This is a genomic window from Arthrobacter glacialis (assembly GCF_002909445.1).
GTDB classification, from domain to species: domain Bacteria; phylum Actinomycetota; class Actinomycetes; order Actinomycetales; family Micrococcaceae; genus Specibacter; species Specibacter glacialis.
The window spans coordinates 27,438-46,720 of record NZ_PPXC01000018.1; the positions used below are offsets into that span (position 1 = coordinate 27,438).

18 protein-coding genes are annotated in these 19,283 nt (G+C 60.1%); 8 read left to right on the forward strand and 10 right to left on the reverse strand.

What is annotated here, in order from left to right; all coding sequences use genetic code 11:
- Positions 1 to 90: 90 nt before the first annotated feature.
- The 3 genes from CVS27_RS17730 to ychF all read right to left on the reverse strand — a co-directional run bounded on the left by CVS27_RS17730 (position 91) and on the right by ychF (position 3,211).
- Positions 91 to 837 (reverse strand): TIGR02391 family protein, encoded by a 747-nt coding sequence (locus CVS27_RS17730; protein ID WP_103467187.1) that lies wholly within the window; start codon positions 835 to 837, stop codon positions 91 to 93.
- Positions 830 to 1,492 carry a DUF8453 domain-containing protein gene (locus CVS27_RS17735; RefSeq protein ID WP_103467188.1) on the reverse strand — a complete coding sequence of 221 codons (663 nt, stop codon included), beginning with the start codon at positions 1,490 to 1,492 and terminating at the stop codon, positions 830 to 832. Before CVS27_RS17735 ends, CVS27_RS17730 begins: the two co-directional genes overlap by 8 nt.
- A gap of 633 nt (positions 1,493 to 2,125) precedes the next feature.
- Entirely contained in the window at positions 2,126 to 3,211 is a 1,086-nt protein-coding gene (gene ychF / locus CVS27_RS17740; protein WP_103467189.1) for a redox-regulated ATPase YchF, read from the reverse strand.
- A 96-nt stretch (positions 3,212 to 3,307) separates the two neighbouring features.
- Between ychF and CVS27_RS17745 the strand changes: the two genes are divergently transcribed.
- A complete protein-coding gene (locus CVS27_RS17745; RefSeq protein WP_103467228.1) occupies positions 3,308 to 4,486 on the forward strand; it encodes a DNA recombination protein RmuC in 1,179 nt (392 codons plus the stop codon).
- A gap of 114 nt (positions 4,487 to 4,600) precedes the next feature.
- Here CVS27_RS17745 and CVS27_RS17750 read toward each other — a convergent pair whose 3' ends face one another.
- Both CVS27_RS17750 and CVS27_RS17755 read right to left on the reverse strand, forming a co-directional pair.
- Positions 4,601 to 5,674, reverse strand: a complete 1,074-nt coding sequence (locus CVS27_RS17750; RefSeq protein ID WP_103467190.1) for a 4-hydroxy-3-methylbut-2-enyl diphosphate reductase — start codon at positions 5,672 to 5,674, stop codon at positions 4,601 to 4,603.
- A gap of 10 nt (positions 5,675 to 5,684) precedes the next feature.
- Positions 5,685 to 6,518, reverse strand: a complete 834-nt coding sequence (locus tag CVS27_RS17755) for a hypothetical protein (RefSeq protein WP_103467191.1) — start codon at positions 6,516 to 6,518, stop codon at positions 5,685 to 5,687.
- Positions 6,519 to 6,683: 165 nt separating this feature from the next.
- On the opposite strand from CVS27_RS17755, the gene xseA reads away from it, so the two are divergent.
- From xseA to CVS27_RS17770, 3 genes are read left to right on the forward strand one after another with little or no spacing between them, the layout of a single operon-like run.
- Complete coding sequence (xseA, locus tag CVS27_RS17760) at positions 6,684 to 7,988, forward strand: exodeoxyribonuclease VII large subunit (RefSeq protein ID WP_103467192.1); 1,305 nt, start codon at positions 6,684 to 6,686, stop codon at positions 7,986 to 7,988.
- Positions 7,985 to 8,230: an exodeoxyribonuclease VII small subunit gene (locus tag CVS27_RS17765; RefSeq protein ID WP_103467193.1), complete on the forward strand. Its 246-nt coding sequence runs from the start codon at positions 7,985 to 7,987 to the stop codon at positions 8,228 to 8,230. Before xseA ends, CVS27_RS17765 begins: the two co-directional genes overlap by 4 nt.
- A gap of 38 nt (positions 8,231 to 8,268) precedes the next feature.
- A complete protein-coding gene (locus tag CVS27_RS17770; RefSeq protein WP_103467194.1) occupies positions 8,269 to 9,192 on the forward strand; it encodes a CE1 family esterase in 924 nt (307 codons plus the stop codon).
- Here CVS27_RS17770 and CVS27_RS17775 read toward each other — a convergent pair.
- From CVS27_RS17775 to CVS27_RS17790, 4 genes are all read right to left on the reverse strand, one after another.
- On the reverse strand, positions 9,189 to 10,043 hold the full coding sequence (locus CVS27_RS17775; RefSeq protein ID WP_103467195.1) for a polyphosphate kinase 2 family protein: 855 nt from the start codon (positions 10,041 to 10,043) through the stop codon (positions 9,189 to 9,191). The genes CVS27_RS17770 and CVS27_RS17775 overlap by 4 nt on opposite strands.
- A 14-nt stretch (positions 10,044 to 10,057) precedes the next feature.
- Positions 10,058 to 11,275 (reverse strand): pyridoxal phosphate-dependent aminotransferase, encoded by a 1,218-nt coding sequence (locus CVS27_RS17780; protein ID WP_103467196.1) that lies wholly within the window; start codon positions 11,273 to 11,275, stop codon positions 10,058 to 10,060.
- Positions 11,276 to 11,342: 67 nt separating this feature from the next.
- Positions 11,343 to 12,302 carry an ABC transporter substrate-binding protein gene (locus CVS27_RS17785; RefSeq protein WP_103467197.1) on the reverse strand — a complete coding sequence of 320 codons (960 nt, stop codon included), beginning with the start codon at positions 12,300 to 12,302 and terminating at the stop codon, positions 11,343 to 11,345.
- Positions 12,303 to 12,330: 28 nt separating this feature from the next.
- Complete coding sequence (locus CVS27_RS17790) at positions 12,331 to 14,262, reverse strand: glycoside hydrolase family 35 protein (RefSeq protein ID WP_243400263.1); 1,932 nt, start codon at positions 14,260 to 14,262, stop codon at positions 12,331 to 12,333.
- 211 nt (positions 14,263 to 14,473) lie between these two features.
- Between CVS27_RS17790 and CVS27_RS17795 the strand changes: the two genes are divergently transcribed.
- A complete protein-coding gene (locus CVS27_RS17795; protein WP_103467198.1) occupies positions 14,474 to 15,496 on the forward strand; it encodes a LacI family DNA-binding transcriptional regulator in 1,023 nt (340 codons plus the stop codon).
- A gap of 89 nt (positions 15,497 to 15,585) precedes the next feature.
- On the opposite strand, the gene CVS27_RS17800 is transcribed toward CVS27_RS17795, so the two are convergent.
- The gene (locus CVS27_RS17800; RefSeq protein WP_103467199.1) at positions 15,586 to 16,497 is read right to left on the reverse strand and encodes an N-acetylglucosamine kinase; all 912 of its coding nucleotides are present in this window, start codon (positions 16,495 to 16,497) and stop codon (positions 15,586 to 15,588) included.
- 17 nt (positions 16,498 to 16,514) lie between these two features.
- Here CVS27_RS17800 and CVS27_RS17805 point away from each other — a divergent pair, with 17 nt between their 5' ends.
- The 3 genes from CVS27_RS17805 (at position 16,515) to corA (ending at position 19,281) form a co-directional block, all read left to right on the forward strand.
- Entirely contained in the window at positions 16,515 to 17,543 is a 1,029-nt protein-coding gene (locus tag CVS27_RS17805) for a nitronate monooxygenase (protein ID WP_103467200.1), read from the forward strand.
- 140 nt (positions 17,544 to 17,683) lie between these two features.
- Positions 17,684 to 18,199: an Lrp/AsnC family transcriptional regulator gene (locus tag CVS27_RS17810; protein WP_103467201.1), complete on the forward strand. Its 516-nt coding sequence runs from the start codon at positions 17,684 to 17,686 to the stop codon at positions 18,197 to 18,199.
- 86 nt (positions 18,200 to 18,285) lie between these two features.
- Complete coding sequence (corA, locus tag CVS27_RS17815) at positions 18,286 to 19,281, forward strand: magnesium/cobalt transporter CorA (protein ID WP_103467202.1); 996 nt, start codon at positions 18,286 to 18,288, stop codon at positions 19,279 to 19,281.
- Positions 19,282 to 19,283: the final 2 nt, after the last annotated feature.

The window sequence follows — 19,283 nt, forward strand, 5'->3', positions numbered from 1 at the left end:
CGCGACGACTGCGCACCGGGCGTTGATGAAATCGATAACGTCAGCTAGTGACTAGCCGACGACCGTCAAAACTCACACGTTAAGAAGCGATTAAGCTCGTACGACCTCCGCCTGATCGACCCACCGCGCAAAAACACTGAACGCTGCCAATTGTTCCAGCGCCACTTGCTTGTCAATGGGCTGTTCTGTGTGGTGTGAGCCGGGATTGCGGATGCCCCAGAAAAGTCCTTGTGCCAACGCAATCGCACCCTTGTGTACGTTCTTGTAGGTGTCCCCGCCGTTGTCCTCCATCAACCTAAGACGCGGACTACCTTCCTTCGGCTCTGCCAGAGAAAACGCCTGAGCGAACAAGTCAGCTTCACTCAGGTCGAAGCGTACTAGTTTGCGTTGACACTCCGTGACGATCTGCTTCGCGGCCTCCAAGATGGCATGCATGTAGAAGCCTTGGCTCCACAGCCCTGACGCCGCGTTCCAAACCCAAGGATGCAGGCCCGCCGGCACGATCTCCGCATCGAGCCCTTCCCGCTCGTTACGAAGCCGCAGCAGCGCGCCCTCCTCGATCTCGACCCGCGCGTGTTCGGCCTTCTTCCTAGTGAACTTGTAGCTCTTGTCCCGAGACTCCACGTCGAACCGCCAACGAGGAAACAGGAGATCCAAAATTCGCTCAACTTTGTACGCCGCTTGACTGATCTGACCGGCGTCACCGCGCATCGTGGTGCCGAAGAAAGTGATCCCCGGAGCGGTATCTACCCCAACTTGATCAGTCAGGTGAATGAACTCACCAATCAGTCGGAGTGCCTCGTCATCTGACGGGATCAATTGGAACGAATCACGCATGGAGATCGTCCTCGTTCTCGGAGTACGCGGGCTCTTTCCGCTCTTCCATTACCTCCGCAATGCGCGGGATGGTGGACTTGACGCTGTCCGCAATTACCTTCGTCGACGCTGCGATCATCTCCAGTCGACCGGGGACCGAAGACGATGACACAGCATTTCCCTCCAACAGGACTAGCCGCACATTGAGGTTGTAGAAATCGCTCAGCTCCACGCCGTCCAGTCCGGTGTAGGTGAAGGTTACCTTGACCTCGTTGGGTAGGCCGCGAACATTGCGTGAGGACGGGTCATCGAGGCTGAAATCTGAAAGCCACCAAGAGTTGCCGAGTTGCTGCCCGGGAGCGAGGGTGGGGATGGCCTTGTCATACCTCTCGTGCAGCACCCATGCGTGGGACCCCTTTTCACCCTCGGGTATCGGCGGTTCGAAGACTACCTGTATATCCCGGGCTGGCGTCTCCCCCATGTTCTTGACAACCAATCGAATGGTCTCTGAACTGAACTCGGACGGGCCAAACTCGGCGACCAGGACCGGTTGGGCCCTGGTGCGGTTGTCGTTGGTTGTCCGGCGAATACCCCATCCGGCGAATACTGCCGCGCTTACTGCGGCTACTGCTCCGACGCTCGCGCCAACGGAGTTGATAATGTCGAGGGTTCCCATTTCTCAAGTCTGCACTACGGCACAGACATGTGCGGCCCGTCCCTGAGCGACACTGTCCACGGCTATCTCAAAATCCTCGACTGAAGCTGAAATCTATGCCCTTATGATTCCCATCGCTTACAGCGCACATCGTTCTCATCGACTCCGGAGTTTCCTAGTTAGTCCTTGTTGTCAAACACTGAAGACAGTATGGATGTCATTCCGCTCGCCAGCATTTCATCGAGTATCCGAAATAGAAATACGGACACCTGTGACTCGTGTTTTTGCGCCAAGGCAGACAAGGAAAGGCCAGTTCTTCAGCTATTAACTGCTGGAGCAGCCCATCCACAAAGACAGAATTAGACGCTAAATCCAAAATCAACCTTTCGCGGCGATCAGTGGCCAGCCAAGCCGTTTCCTACTGCAAGACAATTGAATGCCTCGGGCTTCTCAGAACGAGACGCTATTGCGTGAATCGCGCGGGATCTCCCGAAAGGCGAAGACCTCCGATGGCCATCAGTCCAGATTCAAGGGGCGATCCTTTGTCCTCATCGCTCCTTGAACATTCGTTAAGGATATTTTAACGCCGGGTACAGAAATGCCCGGAATGTAAAACCATTCCGGGCATTTCTTACGGTCTAGACCGAGGCGGTTCTATACATTAAATCTAAATTCCACCACGTCGCCGTCGTGCATGACGTATTCCTTGCCTTCAATGCGAACCTTGCCCTTGGCCTTGGCCTCGTGCATGGAACCGGCCTCAATCAGGTCCTCGAAGTGGACAACCTCAGCCTTGATGAAGCCGCGCTGGAAGTCGGTGTGGATGACGCCGGCAGCCTGCGGGGCGGTATCGCCCTGGTGGATGGTCCAGGCGCGGGTTTCCTTGGGGCCTGCCGTGAGGTAAGTCTGCAGGCCGAGGGTGTGGAAACCAACGCGGGCCAGCTGGTCCATGCCTGACTCTGATTGGCCACTCATCTCCAGCATTTCGCGGGCTTCCTCCTCGTCGAGTTCAACGAGGTCAGCTTCCAGCTTGGCATCCAGGAAGATGGCGTCGGCCGGGGCCACCAGCGCGCGCAGTTCTTCCTGGCGTTCCGGGTTGCCCAGCACTGCGTCATCAACGTTGAACACGTAGATGAAAGGCTTGGCCGTGAGCAGCGCCAATTCCTTCAGGTGTTCCATCTCCAGCTTGTCGCTCTTGACGGAGGAGAAAATGGTGTCGCCGCGTTCCAGAACCTTCTGGGCCGCCAGGATGGCACTCAGTTCAGCCGCTTCGCGCTGCTTGAGCTTGACAGCCTTTTCGATGCGCGGGATGGCCTTTTCAACCGTCTGCATGTCGGCCAGGATCAGCTCGGTGTTGATGGTCTCCATATCGGAGCTGGGATCAACCTTGCCGTCAACGTGGATAACATCCGGGTCATCAAAGACGCGGATGACCTGGGCGATGGCCTCAGCCTCGCGGATATTGGCGAGGAACTTGTTGCCCAAGCCTTCACCTTCCGAGGCACCCTTGACGATGCCGGCAATGTCCACGAAGGACACCACTGCGGGCAGGATGCGCTGGGATCCGAAGATCTCGGCGAGCTTTGCCAAGCGGGGATCGGGCAGGCTGACGATGCCAACGTTGGGCTCGATCGTGGCGAACGGGTAGTTCGCTGCGAGCACATTGTTGCGTGTCAGTGCGTTGAAAAGAGTTGATTTGCCGACGTTGGGCAGTCCGACGATGCCAATAGTAAGAGCCACGGTAAGTGATTCTACCGGTCGGGCTGGAATTATGCTTGCGTGTGCGAAATCGGGCCAGAAAACACCAATGTCAGTGGCTCATGCGAAAGTGGTTCCATGACTGGAATCGCTTGGCTTGTAGCCATCTTGATGTTGTTGGCAGGCGTTGCGCTAGGCGCAGCCGTGGTGGCGTGGCTGCTGCTGGGCAGGCTGCGCGGTGCCACGGAGGAAGCGGATGCGGCACACAACCGCGCGGCCGAGCTCAACGCGAATTTCGCTGCCGCCGATGCCGAACGCCGACTGTTGGCCACCCAGAACCACGCCCTGGCGGCGCAGCAGGGCTCTGACTCCAACGTGTTGCAGGCCCTGGGACCGGTTTCGGAGAAGCTCAATGCCGTGCAGCGCCAAGTGGCCCTCCTGGAACGCGACCGTGTTGAACAGTACGGCCAGCTCGCCGAGCAACTGCGCGACGCCAAGGATGCCGACGCCAAGTTGCTGGCCACCACCTCGTCGCTCGCCGCTGCCCTGCGTTCCAACAGCGCACGCGGCAAGTGGGGTGAGGTGCAGTTGCGCCGCGTGGTGGAGGCCGCTGGCATGCTGGCACACGTTGATTTTCAGGAACAAGTCCACACCAATACGGACGACGGCGTTCACCGCCCCGACATGGTGGTGCGACTCCCCGGCGGCAAGGAGCTGGTCCTGGATGCCAAGGTTCCGCTGACCTCATTCCTTAACGCCCACGACGCCGGAACTACAGACACTGCCGAAACCCAGCAACACTTGGCCCGCCATGCCAAGGCTGTCAAGGTCCACATTGATGCCCTAGGCAACAAGCAGTACTGGACCTCGGCCAAAAACTCCCCCGAACTGGTGATTTGTTTTGTCCCCGTGGAGTCGATCCTGTCCGCAGCCCTTATGGCCGACCCCGAGCTCCTGGACTACGCCATGAGCAAGAATGTGGTGCTGGCATCGCCCATCTCGCTGCTGGCCATCTTGAAGTCCGTGGCCTTCACCTGGCGCCAGGATGTGCTCACCGAAAGCGCCAAGGAACTTTTTGAACTCTCAGCCCAGCTGTATTCCCGTCTGGGCACCATGGGTGAGGCTGTTTCCGCCGTGGGTGTTTCGCTCAAGACCAGCGTGGACAGGTACAACAAGTTGGTGGGCACGCTGGAGGCCAGAGTTCTTCCCACCGCCCGCAAACTCAATGCCATGGACCCGAAGACGCTCGAATCCCCCGCCCAAGTGGAGGTCACGCCACGAATGCTCACAGCTCCGGAATTCGATGTAGCCAGCTGACTTGAGTCGTCATTTTTCCGGCGACTATCCGACGCGTCGGCCGCGGGCGGCCTTTGGCGTCTCCTTTACGTCGCCTACAAAAAATGCCGGCTCCAGTCAGTTGGAACTGTAAGGCTAGCTGTTGCTCTTGGCGCCCATCTTGTACGTGGGATCGCCGGCGGCCTTCATGGTGGCGCGGAGTTCCTTGGGCAGGGAGAACAAAATGTCTTCCTCGGCCGTGACAACCTCTTCAACGGAGCCGTAACCGTACTCGGCCAGCAGGCGCAGCACGTCCTGGACAAGAACTTCCGGCACCGAGGCCCCGCTAGTGACGCCAACACTGGCCACACCAACAAACCAGGCCTCGTCGATCTCGTTGGCGAAGTCAACACGGTAGGAGGCCTTGGCCCCGTATTCCAGCGCAACTTCAACAAGGCGCACGGAGTTTGAGGAGTTGGCGGAGCCCACCACAATGACCAGTTCAGCCTGGGGGGCGATCTTCTTGATGGCCACCTGGCGGTTGGTGGTGGCATAGCAGATATCGTCGCTGGGAGGGTTCTGCAGGTTGGGGAAACGCTCGCGCAAGATGTCGACGATCTCCATGGTCTCATCAACTGACAGGGTGGTCTGGGAAAGCCAGATCAAATGGTCAGGGTCATCAACCTGGACGGTGCGCGCCTCTTCGGGGTTGTTCACGATCGTGGTGCTCTCAGGCGCCTCGCCGTAGGTGCCTTCAACTTCCTCATGGCCTTCGTGGCCGATCAACAAGATGTGATTGTCCTCGGCGAATCGGACAGCTTCCTTGTGCACCTTGGTGACAAGCGGGCACGTGGCGTCGATGGTGCGCAGGCCACGGTCCGCAGCCGATTGCACCACGGCGGGTGAGACACCGTGGGCTGAAAAGACCACCAGCTCCCCTGCGGGCACTTCCTCATTCTCTTCAACGAAAATGGCGCCACGGGCTTCCAAAGAGGAGACCACGTGAACGTTGTGCACGATTTGCTTGCGCACATAGACCGGGGCACCGTAATGCTCCAAGGCCTTCTCCACGGCGATCACTGCGCGGTCAACACCAGCACAATAGCCACGCGGGGCCGCCAGCAGCACCCGCTTCGGGGCAGTCACGGGAGCGGCGGCAGCCACCTCTTCGGGCGACCTGCGACGACGCGGAACGGCGGGCATGGGGACGGAAACAGCAGTGGCGCTCATAGCTACCATCTTACGTGGTGCGCCTGCGCGCCACGATGAGAGATGTGCCACCAACTGCCGCCACCACGGCCGCAACAATAAACGTGGCAGTAATGCCGCCCTGCCAGCTGTCCTGCGCCAGCACAGCCAGTTGCGCACCCATCTGGCTGGCAGCAGCCGGCCCCACAGCCAAATTAGCTAGGACGGTCTCCACCATGCCGGAGGCCAGGAACCACAACAAGGCAACAAGTGCCAAGCCAACACCGACGAAGATGAGTGCCAGCGATCGACGTCGGGCAACAAAAACGCCCAGCACCAGAAGGCCCACGGCGATGACAGCCAGCCATACCGACCAGCCGCCCAGCGTTGTGGCCAGCGGCAAAAGACGCGCGACCTGCGGCTGCTCCAGGCTCACCACCACGTCCTTGGGCGTAGGCAAGGTGACGCCCACGTCCTCGCTGACACGGGCGGCAACCATTGCCACGAGGGGAGCAATGTCCAATTGCAGATCGCCCTGAATCTCCTTGTTGCCAGCTGCTGCGAAGGACAGTGCGTGACTGCGGGCCAGGGTCTCAGTCCAGGCCTGTGGGTAGCCCGGATCCGTGTAAAGGCTGCGCGCAGTGGAGTTGACAATGGCAGCGGCCAGTTCCTTCAATTGGGGCGGCAGATCCAAGGAGGCAGTGGTTTGAGTGGCCACCATGGTGGACAAGCCATCCTGGAATTCCTTGTTGCTGCCCAACGGTCCGGCCAAAGCCACAAAGCCGTTCTGCTCAACCACGTTGCGCTGCAACCACACTGCGGGCCCTGCCACTGATGCCAGCAATAGGGCCACAATGATCAAAATTGCCGAGCCTGCGGTGCGCATGTGCCATCCTTATAAACCAAAAAAGAATCCAATAATGGATTTCCACACTAGTACATGCCTGTGGATAGCGCGGTTTGAATGTCAGTGAGGAAAGCTAGAGTTACTTCATAGGCTGTACTGGACGGCCACGCTGGACACCCTTGTGAAGGACGGTGAGCTTAAGCCATGGCAGAAACCCCTGAACGTAAGGTCATTGCACCCACGGCTGCGGAGACCTCCCCGGACAATCCCTGGCCGCTGCAGCTGCTCAGCCAAAAGCTCAAGGCCCATATTGAAAAGGCCCCGCCGGCATGGGTTGAGGCGCAAGTCATTGAATTGAATCAGCGCGCAAATGTCAGCTACCTGACGCTGCGTGACATTGATGCCGAAGTCTCCCTGAGCGTAACCATCTGGGGTTCTGTGTTGAGCCGCCTGGAGGCCCCGCTGGAACGTGGATCCCGGGTGGTGGCACAGCTCAAACCCGACTTTTGGCTTAAAACAGGCCGTTTGTCCATGCAGGGACAGGACATCCGCCCCGTCGGTTTGGGCGATCTGCTGGCACGCATTGAGCAACTCCGCCAGGCACTGGCCGCCGAGGGACTCTTCGATGCGCGCCGCAAAAAGCCCTTGCCCTTGCTGCCGCACAGGATCGGCCTCATTACGGGCCGCAACTCCGATGCCATGAAGGACGTGGTGCGGAATGCTTCACTGCGTTGGCCTGCCGTGGAGTTTGAAATCCGTGAGGTGGCTGTCCAGGGCGTCAATGCCGTCACGGCCGTCATTGGCGCCCTGGCCGAGCTCGACGCCGATCCCCGCGTTGACCTGATTGTCATTGCCCGGGGTGGCGGGTCTTTGGAGGATTTGCTGCCGTTCAGCCATGAATCGTTGGTGCGCGCCGTGTCTGCCGCACAAACCCCCGTGGTCAGTGCCATTGGCCATGAGGCCGACCGGCCGCTGCTTGACGAGGTGGCCGATCTCCGCGCCTCCACCCCCACCGACGCGGCCAAGCGCATAGTTCCCGATGTTGGCGAGGAATTACGGCGGGTGGATCAGGCCCGCACGCAGCTCAACCGCCGAATCCATGACCTCTTGGACCGTGAGACCGAGCGGCTTGCCTATTTGCGTTCCCGCCCGGTGCTGGCCAACCCTGCCATGATGCTTTCCACCAAGTACGACGACGTCTCGGCCCTGACGGGGCGGGCCCGCACCGCGGTGCGTACCCAGGTGGGGCGCCATGCCGATCAGTTGACACACTTGCAGGCCCAAGTACGTGCCCTGTCGCCGCAGAAAACACTTGACCGCGGTTACGCTGTGGTGCAGTTGGAGGACAGCAGCATTGTCCGGCTGCCCGAACAGGTCCACACCGGTTCGCCTCTGCGCATCCGGGTGGCGGGCGGCACCTTTACGGCCACGGCCTCCAGCGGCGAAAAGCCCTCAGGCGCAATAGAGACTCTAGAGCGCACCGACACCACAGCAAAGGAATCCGCATGAGCCCCACCACAGCCGCCACCCCCAACGGCGACGTTGCAGCCCTCAGCTATGAGCAAGCCCGGGAACAGTTGATAAACGTTGTCAATCAGCTTGAGGCTGGAAGTTCCAGCCTGGAGGACTCCCTGGCCCTCTGGGAGCGGGGCGAAACGTTGGCCAAGCGCTGCGAAGAATGGCTCGAGGGCGCCAAGGCTCGCCTTGACGCCGCCCGAGCAACTGATGGCGACGCACAGCCCGGGCAGTAACCTCACCTGCGATCAGCACCCAACGGACAGGAGCCGTGATGGCACAGGCGTGGCTAAAGTCCCTCTTGCCGGGACCCACCCGAGCTCCCGCCGCGCCAAGAGTCTCCAGCCGCAGCGAAACGCTCATGGTTGCCGGCAGGAGACGGCGGTACCTGTTGGTTGGACCACCACCTGATGCACGCCGCTACAGCCAGCCCGCCGCCGTCCTCATCGTGTTGCACGGCTCGAGCCAGACAGGGCAGGCGGTGCGCTCCTTTAGCGGCAACAGTTTTGACTTCTTGGCGGCGGAGGGCCGTGTGGCGGTTGTTTATCCTGACGGGCTGAAGAAGCGGTGGAACCACAACAAGTCCGCCCGCGAAGCCACCAATGACGTTGCCTTCATGGATGCGCTGGCCGGGCACTTTAATGCCCTCCACGGTCAGGTTCCGGTAATAGTTGTTGGCTTTTCCAACGGCGGGCAGTTGGCCATCCGGCTTATCCATGAGATCCCGCACAAACTCTACGGAGCTGCCATTGTGGGAGCCACCTTGCCGCGGCCCGGCGGGCTGGCCTTTGCAGACCAGTACCAGCCGGTGCCTGTGATGCTGATCCACGGGACCCATGACCCAGTGGTGCCCTATGGGGGTGAGGGCTGGTTCGGTAGCCTTTTGGGCAGGCCGCGCGGACCGTCAGCGCCGGAGACGGCCGCCTACTTTGCAGCCAGGAACGGGATCACAGCAGCACCAAAGACCACGGTGCTGCCACATAGGCCCGAAAGCGGACGAACCGCCGTGACACTCACCCGCTACGAGCAGCCGGGTCTGGCGCCTGTGGCACTGTACACGGTGTTTGGCGGTGGGCATGTGGTGCCCAACCGTCAGCGAAAGGCCGTCATTGTTGCGGGCAGAACCACCCAGGACATCAGCGCCGTTGCGGCGTTGGCGGAGTTCTTCCCCGTCCTGCGTCAACAACCGAGAGGCTAGGCGCCGACCAGGCGGGACCTTTCATGGGCCAGGTCGTAGTCCCCCGCCGGCCAATGCAGGTTCATCCCGCGCATCGCCTCGATGAGAATTTCCTGAACAGCCATGCGGGCGTACCACTTTTTGTCCGCCGGAACCACGTACCACGGTGCGCGCTCAGTGCTGGTGTGTTCAAAGGCCCGCTGGTATGCGTTCATGTAGTCGGGCCAAAACTCGCGCTCATCCAGGTCCGTGGGGCTGTACTTCCAATACTTGGTGGGATCGTGCAGGCGGGCTGAAAGCCGTGCCAACTGCTCATCGGGGCCCAGATTCAGCATGACCTTGACAATGGTGGTGCCTCCGTCTGCGAGTTCCGCTTCAAAGTCGTTGATGGCTGCGTAGCGCCGCTCAATTTCAGCCTCATCGGCCCACCCGTGAACCCGGTGGATCAGCACGTCCTCATAGTGGGACCTGTCGAACACACCCAGCATGCCCGGCCCGGGCGCCGCGGGGCGCACGCGCCACAAAAAGTCGTGCTCCTTTTCCTCATCCGTTGGCGCCTTGAAGGTTTTCAGTTTCACGCCCTGCGGGTCCACCGCCCCCACAACACGGCTCACGATGCCGCCTTTGCCGGCGGTGTCCATGGCCTGCAACACCAACAGCACCGACTTCTTGCCGCCATAGCGGCTCTCAGCAAAAAGCTGTTCCTGAAGTCCGGCCAGAACTGGCGCCCGGGCAGCCAAGGTGGCTACGCCGTCGACCTTCTTGCCATCAAAACCAGACGCCGCATCGGTGGGTTGTGCAGCCAAGGAAAAGCCCTTGCCCACGCGCAGAAGATCGGACAGTTGAGAGGTGAAACCAAGCGGAAGTGACACGGTGGAGCCTTTCCCTAGGGTTTGTACGTGCTCAGGAAATCTGCAATGCGCCCAATGGCTTCCTCGAGATCAAGGACATTGGGCAAGGTAACAAGGCGGAAATGATCGGGGCGAACCCAGTTGAAGGCAGTGCCGTGGGAAATGAGGATTTTTTGTGATTCCAGCAAATCCAAGGCGAATTTCTCGTCGCTCTTGATGGGATACACCTCAGGGTCCAACTTGGGAAACAAGTACAGTGCGCCCTTGGCCTGGTTGGTGCTCACACCGGGAATTTCATTGAGCAGCTTGTAGGCCACGTCGCGCTGCTCGCGCAGCCGCCCGCCGGGCAGGATCAAGTCCTCGATGCTCTGGTGCCCGCCCAAGGCCGTTTGGATGGCGTGCTGGCCTGGGGCATTGGCACACAGTCGCATATTGGCGAGCAGGTTAATGCCCTCTAAATAGTCGGCGGCATCGGCCTTGGGCCCTGAAATGGCCAACCAGCCGGAGCGGTAGCCGCAAATCCTGTACGCCTTGGACAGTCCGCTGAAGGTCATGCACAACACGTCCTCCCCGGTGATGGTGGCCGTGTTGATGTGCTCGGCATCGTCGTAGAGGATCTTCTCGTAAATCTCATCGGAGAACACCACCAGGTCATGCTTGCGGGCCAAATCAACCATGCCCTGCACAATGTGCTTGGGGTAGACGGCACCCGTGGGGTTGTTGGGGTTGATGATGACTATGCCCTTGGTTTTGGGCGTAATCTTCGCCGCAATGTCCTCCAGGTCGGGCCACCACTCGTTGTCCTCATCGCACAAGTAGTGCACGGGACGCCCACCGGCGAGGCTGACAGATGCCGTCCACAGCGGGTAGTCGGGGGTGGGGATCAGGACCTCATCGCCATTGTTGAGCAAGGCCATCAAGGACAAGGTGATGAGCTCGCTGACGCCGTTGCCCAGATAAACATCATCGACGTGGATGTTTTGGATGCCGCGGGTCTGGTAGTACTGGACCACTGCTGTGCGTGCCGAGAAGATGCCGCGGGAGTCCGTGTAGCCCTGGGCGTGGGGCAGGTGGCGGATCATGTCCACCAAGATGGCGTCCGGAGCTTCGAAGCCGAAGGGAGCTGGATTACCAATGTTCAACTTCAAGATGCGGTGGCCTTCGGCCTCCATCTGCTGCGCCTTTTGCAGCAGCGGACCGCGGATGTCGTAGAGCACATTGTGAAGCTTGGTGGATTGCGTAAATTCTGCCATGAGACAAATATGGCACACGGGGCCCGGGGTTTGTTTCCAAGACGTGCCCAACGGCACAGGCCAATGGCTAAGAACTGGCCTTGATGAGTCCTTGCTGAACAAGCCAGGCTTTGGCGACGTTGGCCAAACCACCAAATTGGGTGTCCTGCGACAAGCGGTTGAGGTTGGTCAATTCCTGGGATGTGAGGGCAGCACTGACCTTGTTCATGACCTCTTGCACCTCGGCAGGGACCTTCTTTGAGGCTACCAACGGCACAACATTCTGGGTGAGGAACAGTTGCTTGGGGTCTGTGAGCACCACCAGTGAGTTGTCCTCAATGGCCGGGGAAGAGCGGTGAAGTTCGGCCACTTGAATGCTGTCACGCAGAAGCGACCACACCACGGAGTCCTTGTTGGGTTGCTCGTTGGGGGCCAAGGGGAGGTACGTCTTGGGTACACAGTTGTAGTCGCTGCCCAAGCCGGCCAAGCCGCGATCCGCGCTCTCGAAGGCTGCCGATCCGCCCATGGACAGCTTGTCGCAGATTTTTCCCAGATCACTGAGGCTCTTAAGTTGATGCTTCTGCGCAGTAACAGCTGTGACCACCATGGCGTCGCTGACTTCGGCCTTGGCAGCATCCAAGATGCCCACCTCATCCGGGAGCGAAGTTTTCAGGGCTTCCAAAACTTCAGCGGTGGCCTCAGCCGTGAGAGCGGGCGCCACGTCAGCCAAGGCCACGCGGGAGTAGACAGGGACAATATCAACGCTGCTCAGTTGCAGATTGGATACCAAGGACCCTTGAGTTTCGTTCGCCGTTTTAACACTTGTCTTTACCCCGGCGGCATTGAGGGCTGCGGCGTATACATTGGCCAGCAGGGCACCTTCTAGCGGATTTACGCCGTCGGGCACCTGGGGAGTTCCCACCACCAGGGACTCTGCCCCTGGTGAGGCGGCGGGTATGCCCACAATGGGTTCGGGCGTACATGCTGTGAGCGCACCCAACAGCAACGCCACGGCGCATGCGCCAGAAAGAACTTGACGCAGCACCATACCCTCCCCTAAAAACGATCTCTACTAGTTAGCTCAAATCTTCCACATACGTTACTCCCTCAACACCCAATATGGGATTCTCATGGAGTTCGGCGTGTATTCCACCGTGTTCCAGTTCAAGCACAGTGACCTTGTTGACTCCTGCTTTCAGCAGCGGGCCGGGCACATAAAGGGTTACCTGCGGCCCAATTTCCCAGAAACGGCCCAACAGGAAGCCGTTAATCCAGACCAGGCCCTTGCCGAAGCCCGGCAGCGCCAAGTAGGTGTCGGCTGGTTCGTCAATGTGCAATTCACCGTGGAAGTAACCGGCACCAAGTTCCGCATCTGCAGGCGCCGCTGCAGCTCCGGTAAAGGTGGGGCTTTCAGGATTGTCCGAGCAGTCCTCGGCAACGCCCACCTGCAGGAGCTCAGCCAGCGGCTTCTCCAAGTTGATGGGGCGCTGTTCCCAATGGAAAACGTAGCGCTGGTTGATCAGGACGCCGTCCAAGATGCCCTTGCCCTCGCCAAAGCGCGGACCGTAGTTGATACGTCCCTGGTTCTCCACCAGGATTTCCAACTGAGCCAACCCCCCGCCGCCGTTGACCTTGAGCCCGGTCTCGCAGTTGGCGTCCGTCAGGACACCCGCATAAGCGCCGTCCACCCACACGTACGCCCGGTCATGGAGTTCGCGGACCTTGATGGTGCCTTCGCCGGAGGGCAATACAGCTTTGGCGCTGTAGTGAACCAGCCCCCGGTCAAGTCCCAGCTTTTCAAAGGACAGGGGCTTGATGCTGTGAACAGGCCTGATGGCCCTGACAAAATCAAGCAATGCTGTGCCGCGAGTCAAAGTGAAGGTGCAGGCGGGAACAACGCCCGCGGGCGTGTTCAGGTGGACGGGGATGGGTGTCAGTTCCCGGCCTGAGGATGCATAGAACGCCTCGCGCATGGCGTGGAATTTCTCGGTGAGACGCCCGTCTTCGGCAATGGGGGCATCGGAGTCGTAGCTGGTGATGGTGGGCTGGATGGCTCCATCATGATTAGCCCCGGAACTCAGACCAAAATTGGTGCCGCCGTGGGCCATGTAGAGGCAAACGGAACCGTCAAGGTCAAGAATCTTTTTGACCTCGTCCGCCGCGTCAACCGCGGCACGCGTGTGGTGTGGTTCTCCCCAGTGGTCAAACCAGCCATTCCAAAACTCAACATTGAAGAACGGCTCGCCGGGGCGCCGGCGTTCCCAGATCGCATCGGCCTCGTCACCGCGGGAGCCAAGTGTCGCCGTCGCCCAAGTATCCGGCAGGGCACCGCCGTCCAGGAAATAGTCCGTGCCGCCGTCGGCCGTAAAGAGAGTCTCGGTAATGCCGCGATCCACCAAAGCCTTGCGGTTCCAGCGCAGATATTCCTTGTCGTCGCCGTAGCTGCCGTATTCGTTCTCGATCTGCACGGCAACCACGGGGCCGCCATGGCACGCCTGGAGCGGGGCGATTACCGGCAGGAGCGCATCGAACCATTCCTCCACGACACCTGTGAAGAGCGGGTCGGAGGAACGCAGCACCATGTCCGGGTTGGAGATGGCCCAGGACGGGAATCCGCCGTTGTCCCACTCGGCACAGATGTAGGGCCCGGGGCGCACAATGACGTCCAGTCCGGCGTCACCAGCCAAGGTGACGAACCGGGCAATGTCCTTCCAACCCGTGAAATCCGGGGCAGCATCGGCTCTGGGCTGGTGGAAATTCCAGGCAATGTAGGTATCAAGGGTGTTGACGCCCATGGCGACCAGACGGTCAATCCTGTCCTGCCACTGATCCGGATGAATCCGGAAGTAGTGGATGGCGCCGGCAATAATCCTGTGCGGCTGGCCGTTCTTGAAGAGTTTACGATCCTCGTAGCTCAGGGCCGGGGCCACCGCCAATTCTTCGGACAACTCGGCGGGCGCGAGCGATTTGCTGGCCGGGGCACCCGACGCGGTCACAATGGTAGACAACTAAACTCCTGGTACTAGTCACACAGACGCACTCGTGGACATTCTGTTATGGATAACAAATACTGTCCTAACAATACCGTCAAATGTTGATGACCCGCCGGAATTGAAAGAATTCACAGCGTGTTACAAGTAAACAAATTAGACTTGCCCCAGACTCATATCTTGGATGCACCGCCCTGACGGATGAATCCGAACCAGCCAAAGGAACCTCATGACGGCCCCCCAGTTCACCCGTGGCCCAGCAATGCGCGACGTTGCCTCCGCAGCGGGCGTTTCAGCACAGACCGTCTCCCGTGTGCTCAATGAGCATCCAAACGTCCAGGAGAGCACCCGTCGACGCGTTTTGGCCGCGGTGGAGGAGCTGGGATACCGCCGGAACAACACCGCCCGGGCGCTGGTGACAGGCCAGTCCAAAACCATTGGTGTGCTGACTCTGGCCACCAACAACTACTCGCGCTCCTCCTTGGCGTTGGGCGTTGAACTAGGTGCACGCGAGGCCGGGTACACAGTGAACTCGGTGACCTCCAGCCTGAGCGCGCAGGCACTCACAGATGCTGTGAGCAGGTTGGTGCACCAAGGCGTGGACGGCATCATCATCGCCGCCCCTCTGCAGGAAGCGGCCGAGCAGGTCAGTAAAATTACGTCCCGCATTCCCACCGTCAACACTGACGGGTCCTCCAGTATGGGAGATCGCATGGTGGGTGTTGACCAGGACATTGCGGCCGTTCTGGCCACCAAGCACCTGCTGGATCTTGGCCACAAGACCGTGTGGCATGTTGCTGGACCGGTGGAGTGGTCTGATGCCGCGAGCCGCCTGGGCAGCTGGCGGCGGACCCTGCAGGAAGCCGGTTGCGAGGTGCCCCCTGAACTCCACGGCGACTGGAGCCCGGAATCCGGTTACCGCAACGGGCTCATTTTGGGCCGCATGCCGGAGGTCACAGCCATTCTGGTGGCCAGTGATGAAATGGCCTTCGGTGTCATCCGAGCCCTCACCGAACTGGGCAGGCGCATCCCCGAAGATATCTCGGTGGTGGGCATTGACGACATCGATTTGGCCGCGTTCTCCAACCCGCCACTCACAACCATCCGCCAGTCCTTCGAGGACACCGGCCGCCGTGCCGTGCAGCGCCTGGTGGCTCAAATTGCCAACCCAGCCCTGGAGAACACTCCCGATCTGGTGGCGCCAACACTTATTGTTCGCGGCAGCACCGCTCCCCCGCCCGCAGACAATTAGCGCCGGACCGAACGGGCAGTAGTTGTTGATGTTTCTGAAAAACATCAACAACTACTGCCCGTTCGCGGTTCGAAAAGCCGCGCCTGCCCTCAGGTGCGGGTTGCCACCAGCAGCGGGATGCCAAAAATGGGGTCCTGATCCAAGACGTCAACATCGTCCAGTCCGGCCGCGGCCAAATGAGCCTTGAACGCAACTTGAAGGGCGGGGACATTGGTGCCCAAGCCGCTGCCAAGCACAATGGGACCGGTAATCGATAGCTGCCGGGCAACTTGGCTGGCCATGGCAGCCAAATCCTTGGCGGCCTGCTCCACCAGGCCCAGTGCGTGGGCATGTCCCTGTTCGGCCGCGGCAAAAATCACCGGCGATGCTGCAGCCCAGTAGCGACGAGTGGTGCCCTGGTGAAAATGGGCAATCAGGCCCTGCGGATCAGTGAGCTTGCAGTAATCCAGCAAACCGGCTGTCAAACTGTCCACGGGCTCGCCCAAATCCATCCTGTGCAGGCTGTAGCGCACGGCCTCGCGACCCAACCAATATCCGCTGCCCTCATCGCCCAGCAGGTATCCCCACCCGCCGGCGCGGGCCTGCTCCCCTGCCGCATTCACCCCCCAGGCAGCCGACCCTGTCCCGGCAATGACGGCGATCCCTTCGGTTGCACCGGCTGCGGCGAGCAACAGGCGGGTGTCATGGACAACGCGCACCTGCGCCCCCGGCACAAATCCTGCGATCAGATCGCGAAGGGCTGCTGCGTCGTCGTCCGTGTCAACACCCCCGGCACCTGCCAGCACTTCCGTGGGCTCGATGCTGCCCAGCAGGCCAAACAGCTCCGCCATGTTGGCGCGGGCCGTCTCGGGGCTCACATTCTGGACGTTGGTGCTACCCACACTGAAATCAGCCACAACTTCGCCGTCGATCCATGCGATGCCGCGGGTCTTTGAGCCGCCAATGTCCAGACCCACATGGCAGGCAGGGACATTGTTCAGGTTCCGTATGTTGTGATTCACACACCTAGACTAGTGGCATGTTCACTTCGCCCCTGATAGCTGCCCCGATGGCCGGTGGAAGTACGACGACGTCGCTCGCCTTGGCCGCCCAAGGTGCGGGTGCATTTGTGTTCGCCGCCGGTGGCTATAAAACAGCGGAACAGCTTGCCGCGCAGATAGCCCCGTTGCGGGCCACCGGCATTGATTTTGGCGTCAATCTGTTTGTTCCGCGCAACACTGCACTCGCAAGCGGACAGGCGGCGGCACTGAGACGCTATGCGGCCATGCTGGGGCCAACGGCAGAACGTTACGGCGCAGTGGTTCCAGAGGTTTCGCTCGCCTGGGCGAACCCGCAGGGGCAGGATTATTGGGATGAGAAAGTAGCTCTGCTCTTGGCTGAGCCCGTACCCGTGGTGAGTTTTACCTTTGGCTTGGCCCCCTCCCGCGTGGTGTCCGCATTGCACAATGTTGGTACCAGGGTGGTTGCCTCAGTGACAAGTGTGGCCGAGGCGCTCGCTGCAGCGCAGAGCGGCGCGGACGCCTTGGTGGTCCAACACGCAAATGCTGGCGGTCACACAGCAGCCTTCTTGGCGGGTGGGGAAGTTTACCAAGGCACCCTTGTTGATTTGATTACTGAGGTCCGTGCTGCCGTATCTCTGCCGTTGGTTGGCGCAGGGGGCATCTCCAATGCCCGGGCGGCAAAGGAAGTTCTGCGCGCCGGGGCAGTTGCTGTTGCAGTGGGTACGGCCTTATTGCGCACTGATGAAAGTGGCGCCAGGGCTGTGCACAAGGATGCACTGGCTGACCCGCGCTTCACCAGCACAGAAGTAACGCGCGCATTTACCGGCAAGCCCGCACGTGCATTGGTGAATGATTTTGTTCGCAGCTATTCAGCGACCGCGCCCAACGCCTATCCCGAGGTCCATTTCCTGACAGCTTCGCTGCGTGCGGGCGCAGCAGCCACCAATGACCCGCAAGCCCTGAACCTGTGGGCCGGTACGGGCTGGAAGTCGGCGCAGGAAGGCCCGGCCGCCGCTGTGGTCAGGACATTGCTGGCGGAACTGTAGCCCGGGCAGTTTACGTACTGAATTCTTGAAATTACTGGGAATTGAATCAATTATTCGGTATTTTGTTAGAATAGCGAACTAACGAACGCCGCACCCCGGCAGTTTTTCACCGTGCTTGTCTAACTTCTTGGAGAATCCCCATGGCAACAGTCCCGAAGAACGTTCGGCGAGATCAATCCCAGGTGCACTACGGGGCCGAGCCGCTGGACTCCGTGGACCGTCAGATTATTGACACGCTGGTGGCCGATGCCCGCATCACCAACAGGGACCTGGCCGACGCAGTGGGGATTGCCCCGTCAACGGCGTTGATGCGCACCCGCGCCCTGATGGAACGCGGCGCCATTGAAGGCTTCGAGGCCAAGCTGAACCTGGCCTCCATTGGCCGCGCAGTTCAAGCCCTCATCGCTGTGCGCTTGCGCGCCCACGACAGGGACGAGATTGACACCTTTACGGCAAGGGTCCCCCTGCTCCCTGAAGTGCTTTCCACGTTCCACACCTCCGGTTCCGTTGACTATCTGCTCCATATTGCTGTGCGGGACACCGACGCGCTGCGCGACTGGGTGCTGGACAACCTGACCACGGATCCTGTGGTGGGCCACACCGAAACTACCCTGGTGTTCAAGCACATTCCAGGCCATACGGGTCCGCTGGACTAGTCGTGGTTTGAGCATTCCGCCCCGGATTCCAGGCCCTGCCGGGGCGGCTGCAAATCTTTTGCCCCATCCGCCCCCATAATGGGCTTGTGACCATCATTGACAACGCCGTGTACGTCAACGGCCGGCGCTACGCGGCCCCCACCAGCCTTGATCAGACGTATGAGCTCATGGACTCCTGCCATGGGATGGCATGGATTGGCATGTACCGTCCCGATGCCGAGGAGATGAGATCCCTCGCCACAGAGTTTTCGCTTCACGAACTCGCCGTTGAGGACACCATCATGGCCCACCAGCGGCCCAAGCTGGAGAGGTACGACGACGTCCTGTTCACCGTGCTTCGACCCGCCAAATACATTGATGAAACTGAAGCTGTTGAGTTTGGCGAACTGCACATCTTTACTGGCAAAGACTTTGTGGTGACCATTCGCCATGCCGAGACGCCAGGGCTTTCTTCCACCCGCACCCGGCTGGAGGCCGATCCCGAGTTGCTGGCGTTAGGTCCGGAAGCTGTGCTGTACGCCATCATGGACCAGGTGGTTGACGACTACCAGCCGGTCATCAATGGTTTGGAGAATGACATTGATGAGATCGAGGACCAGTTGTTTGCCGGCGACCCAGCCGTGTCCCGACGCATTTATCAGCTCTCCCGTGAAGTCATCCAATTCCAGCGGGCCATCCACCCCTTGAGCGACATGCTTACCCGGCTCAAGGGCGGCTTTGAAAAGTACCACATCAACGTTGAGCTGCAACGGTACCTTCGCGATGTGGAGGACCACGTGGAATCAGTCACGGCGAAAGCTGATTCCTTCCGCCAGCTGCTGCAAAACGCGCTGACAGTTGATGGCACCCTGACCACCAACCGCCAAAACGAGGCCAGCGCCGCCCAAAATGAGGAAATCAAGAAAATTTCATCCTGGGCAGCGATCTTGTTCGCTCCGTCCTTTGTGGCAGGCATTTACGGCATGAACTTTGCTGTGATGCCCGAACTCCATTGGGCATGGGGGTACCCCTTCGCCTTGGCCTTGATGCTTCTGGTAGGCCTAACCATGTACGTCATCTTCAAGAAGAAGACCTGGCTCTAGCT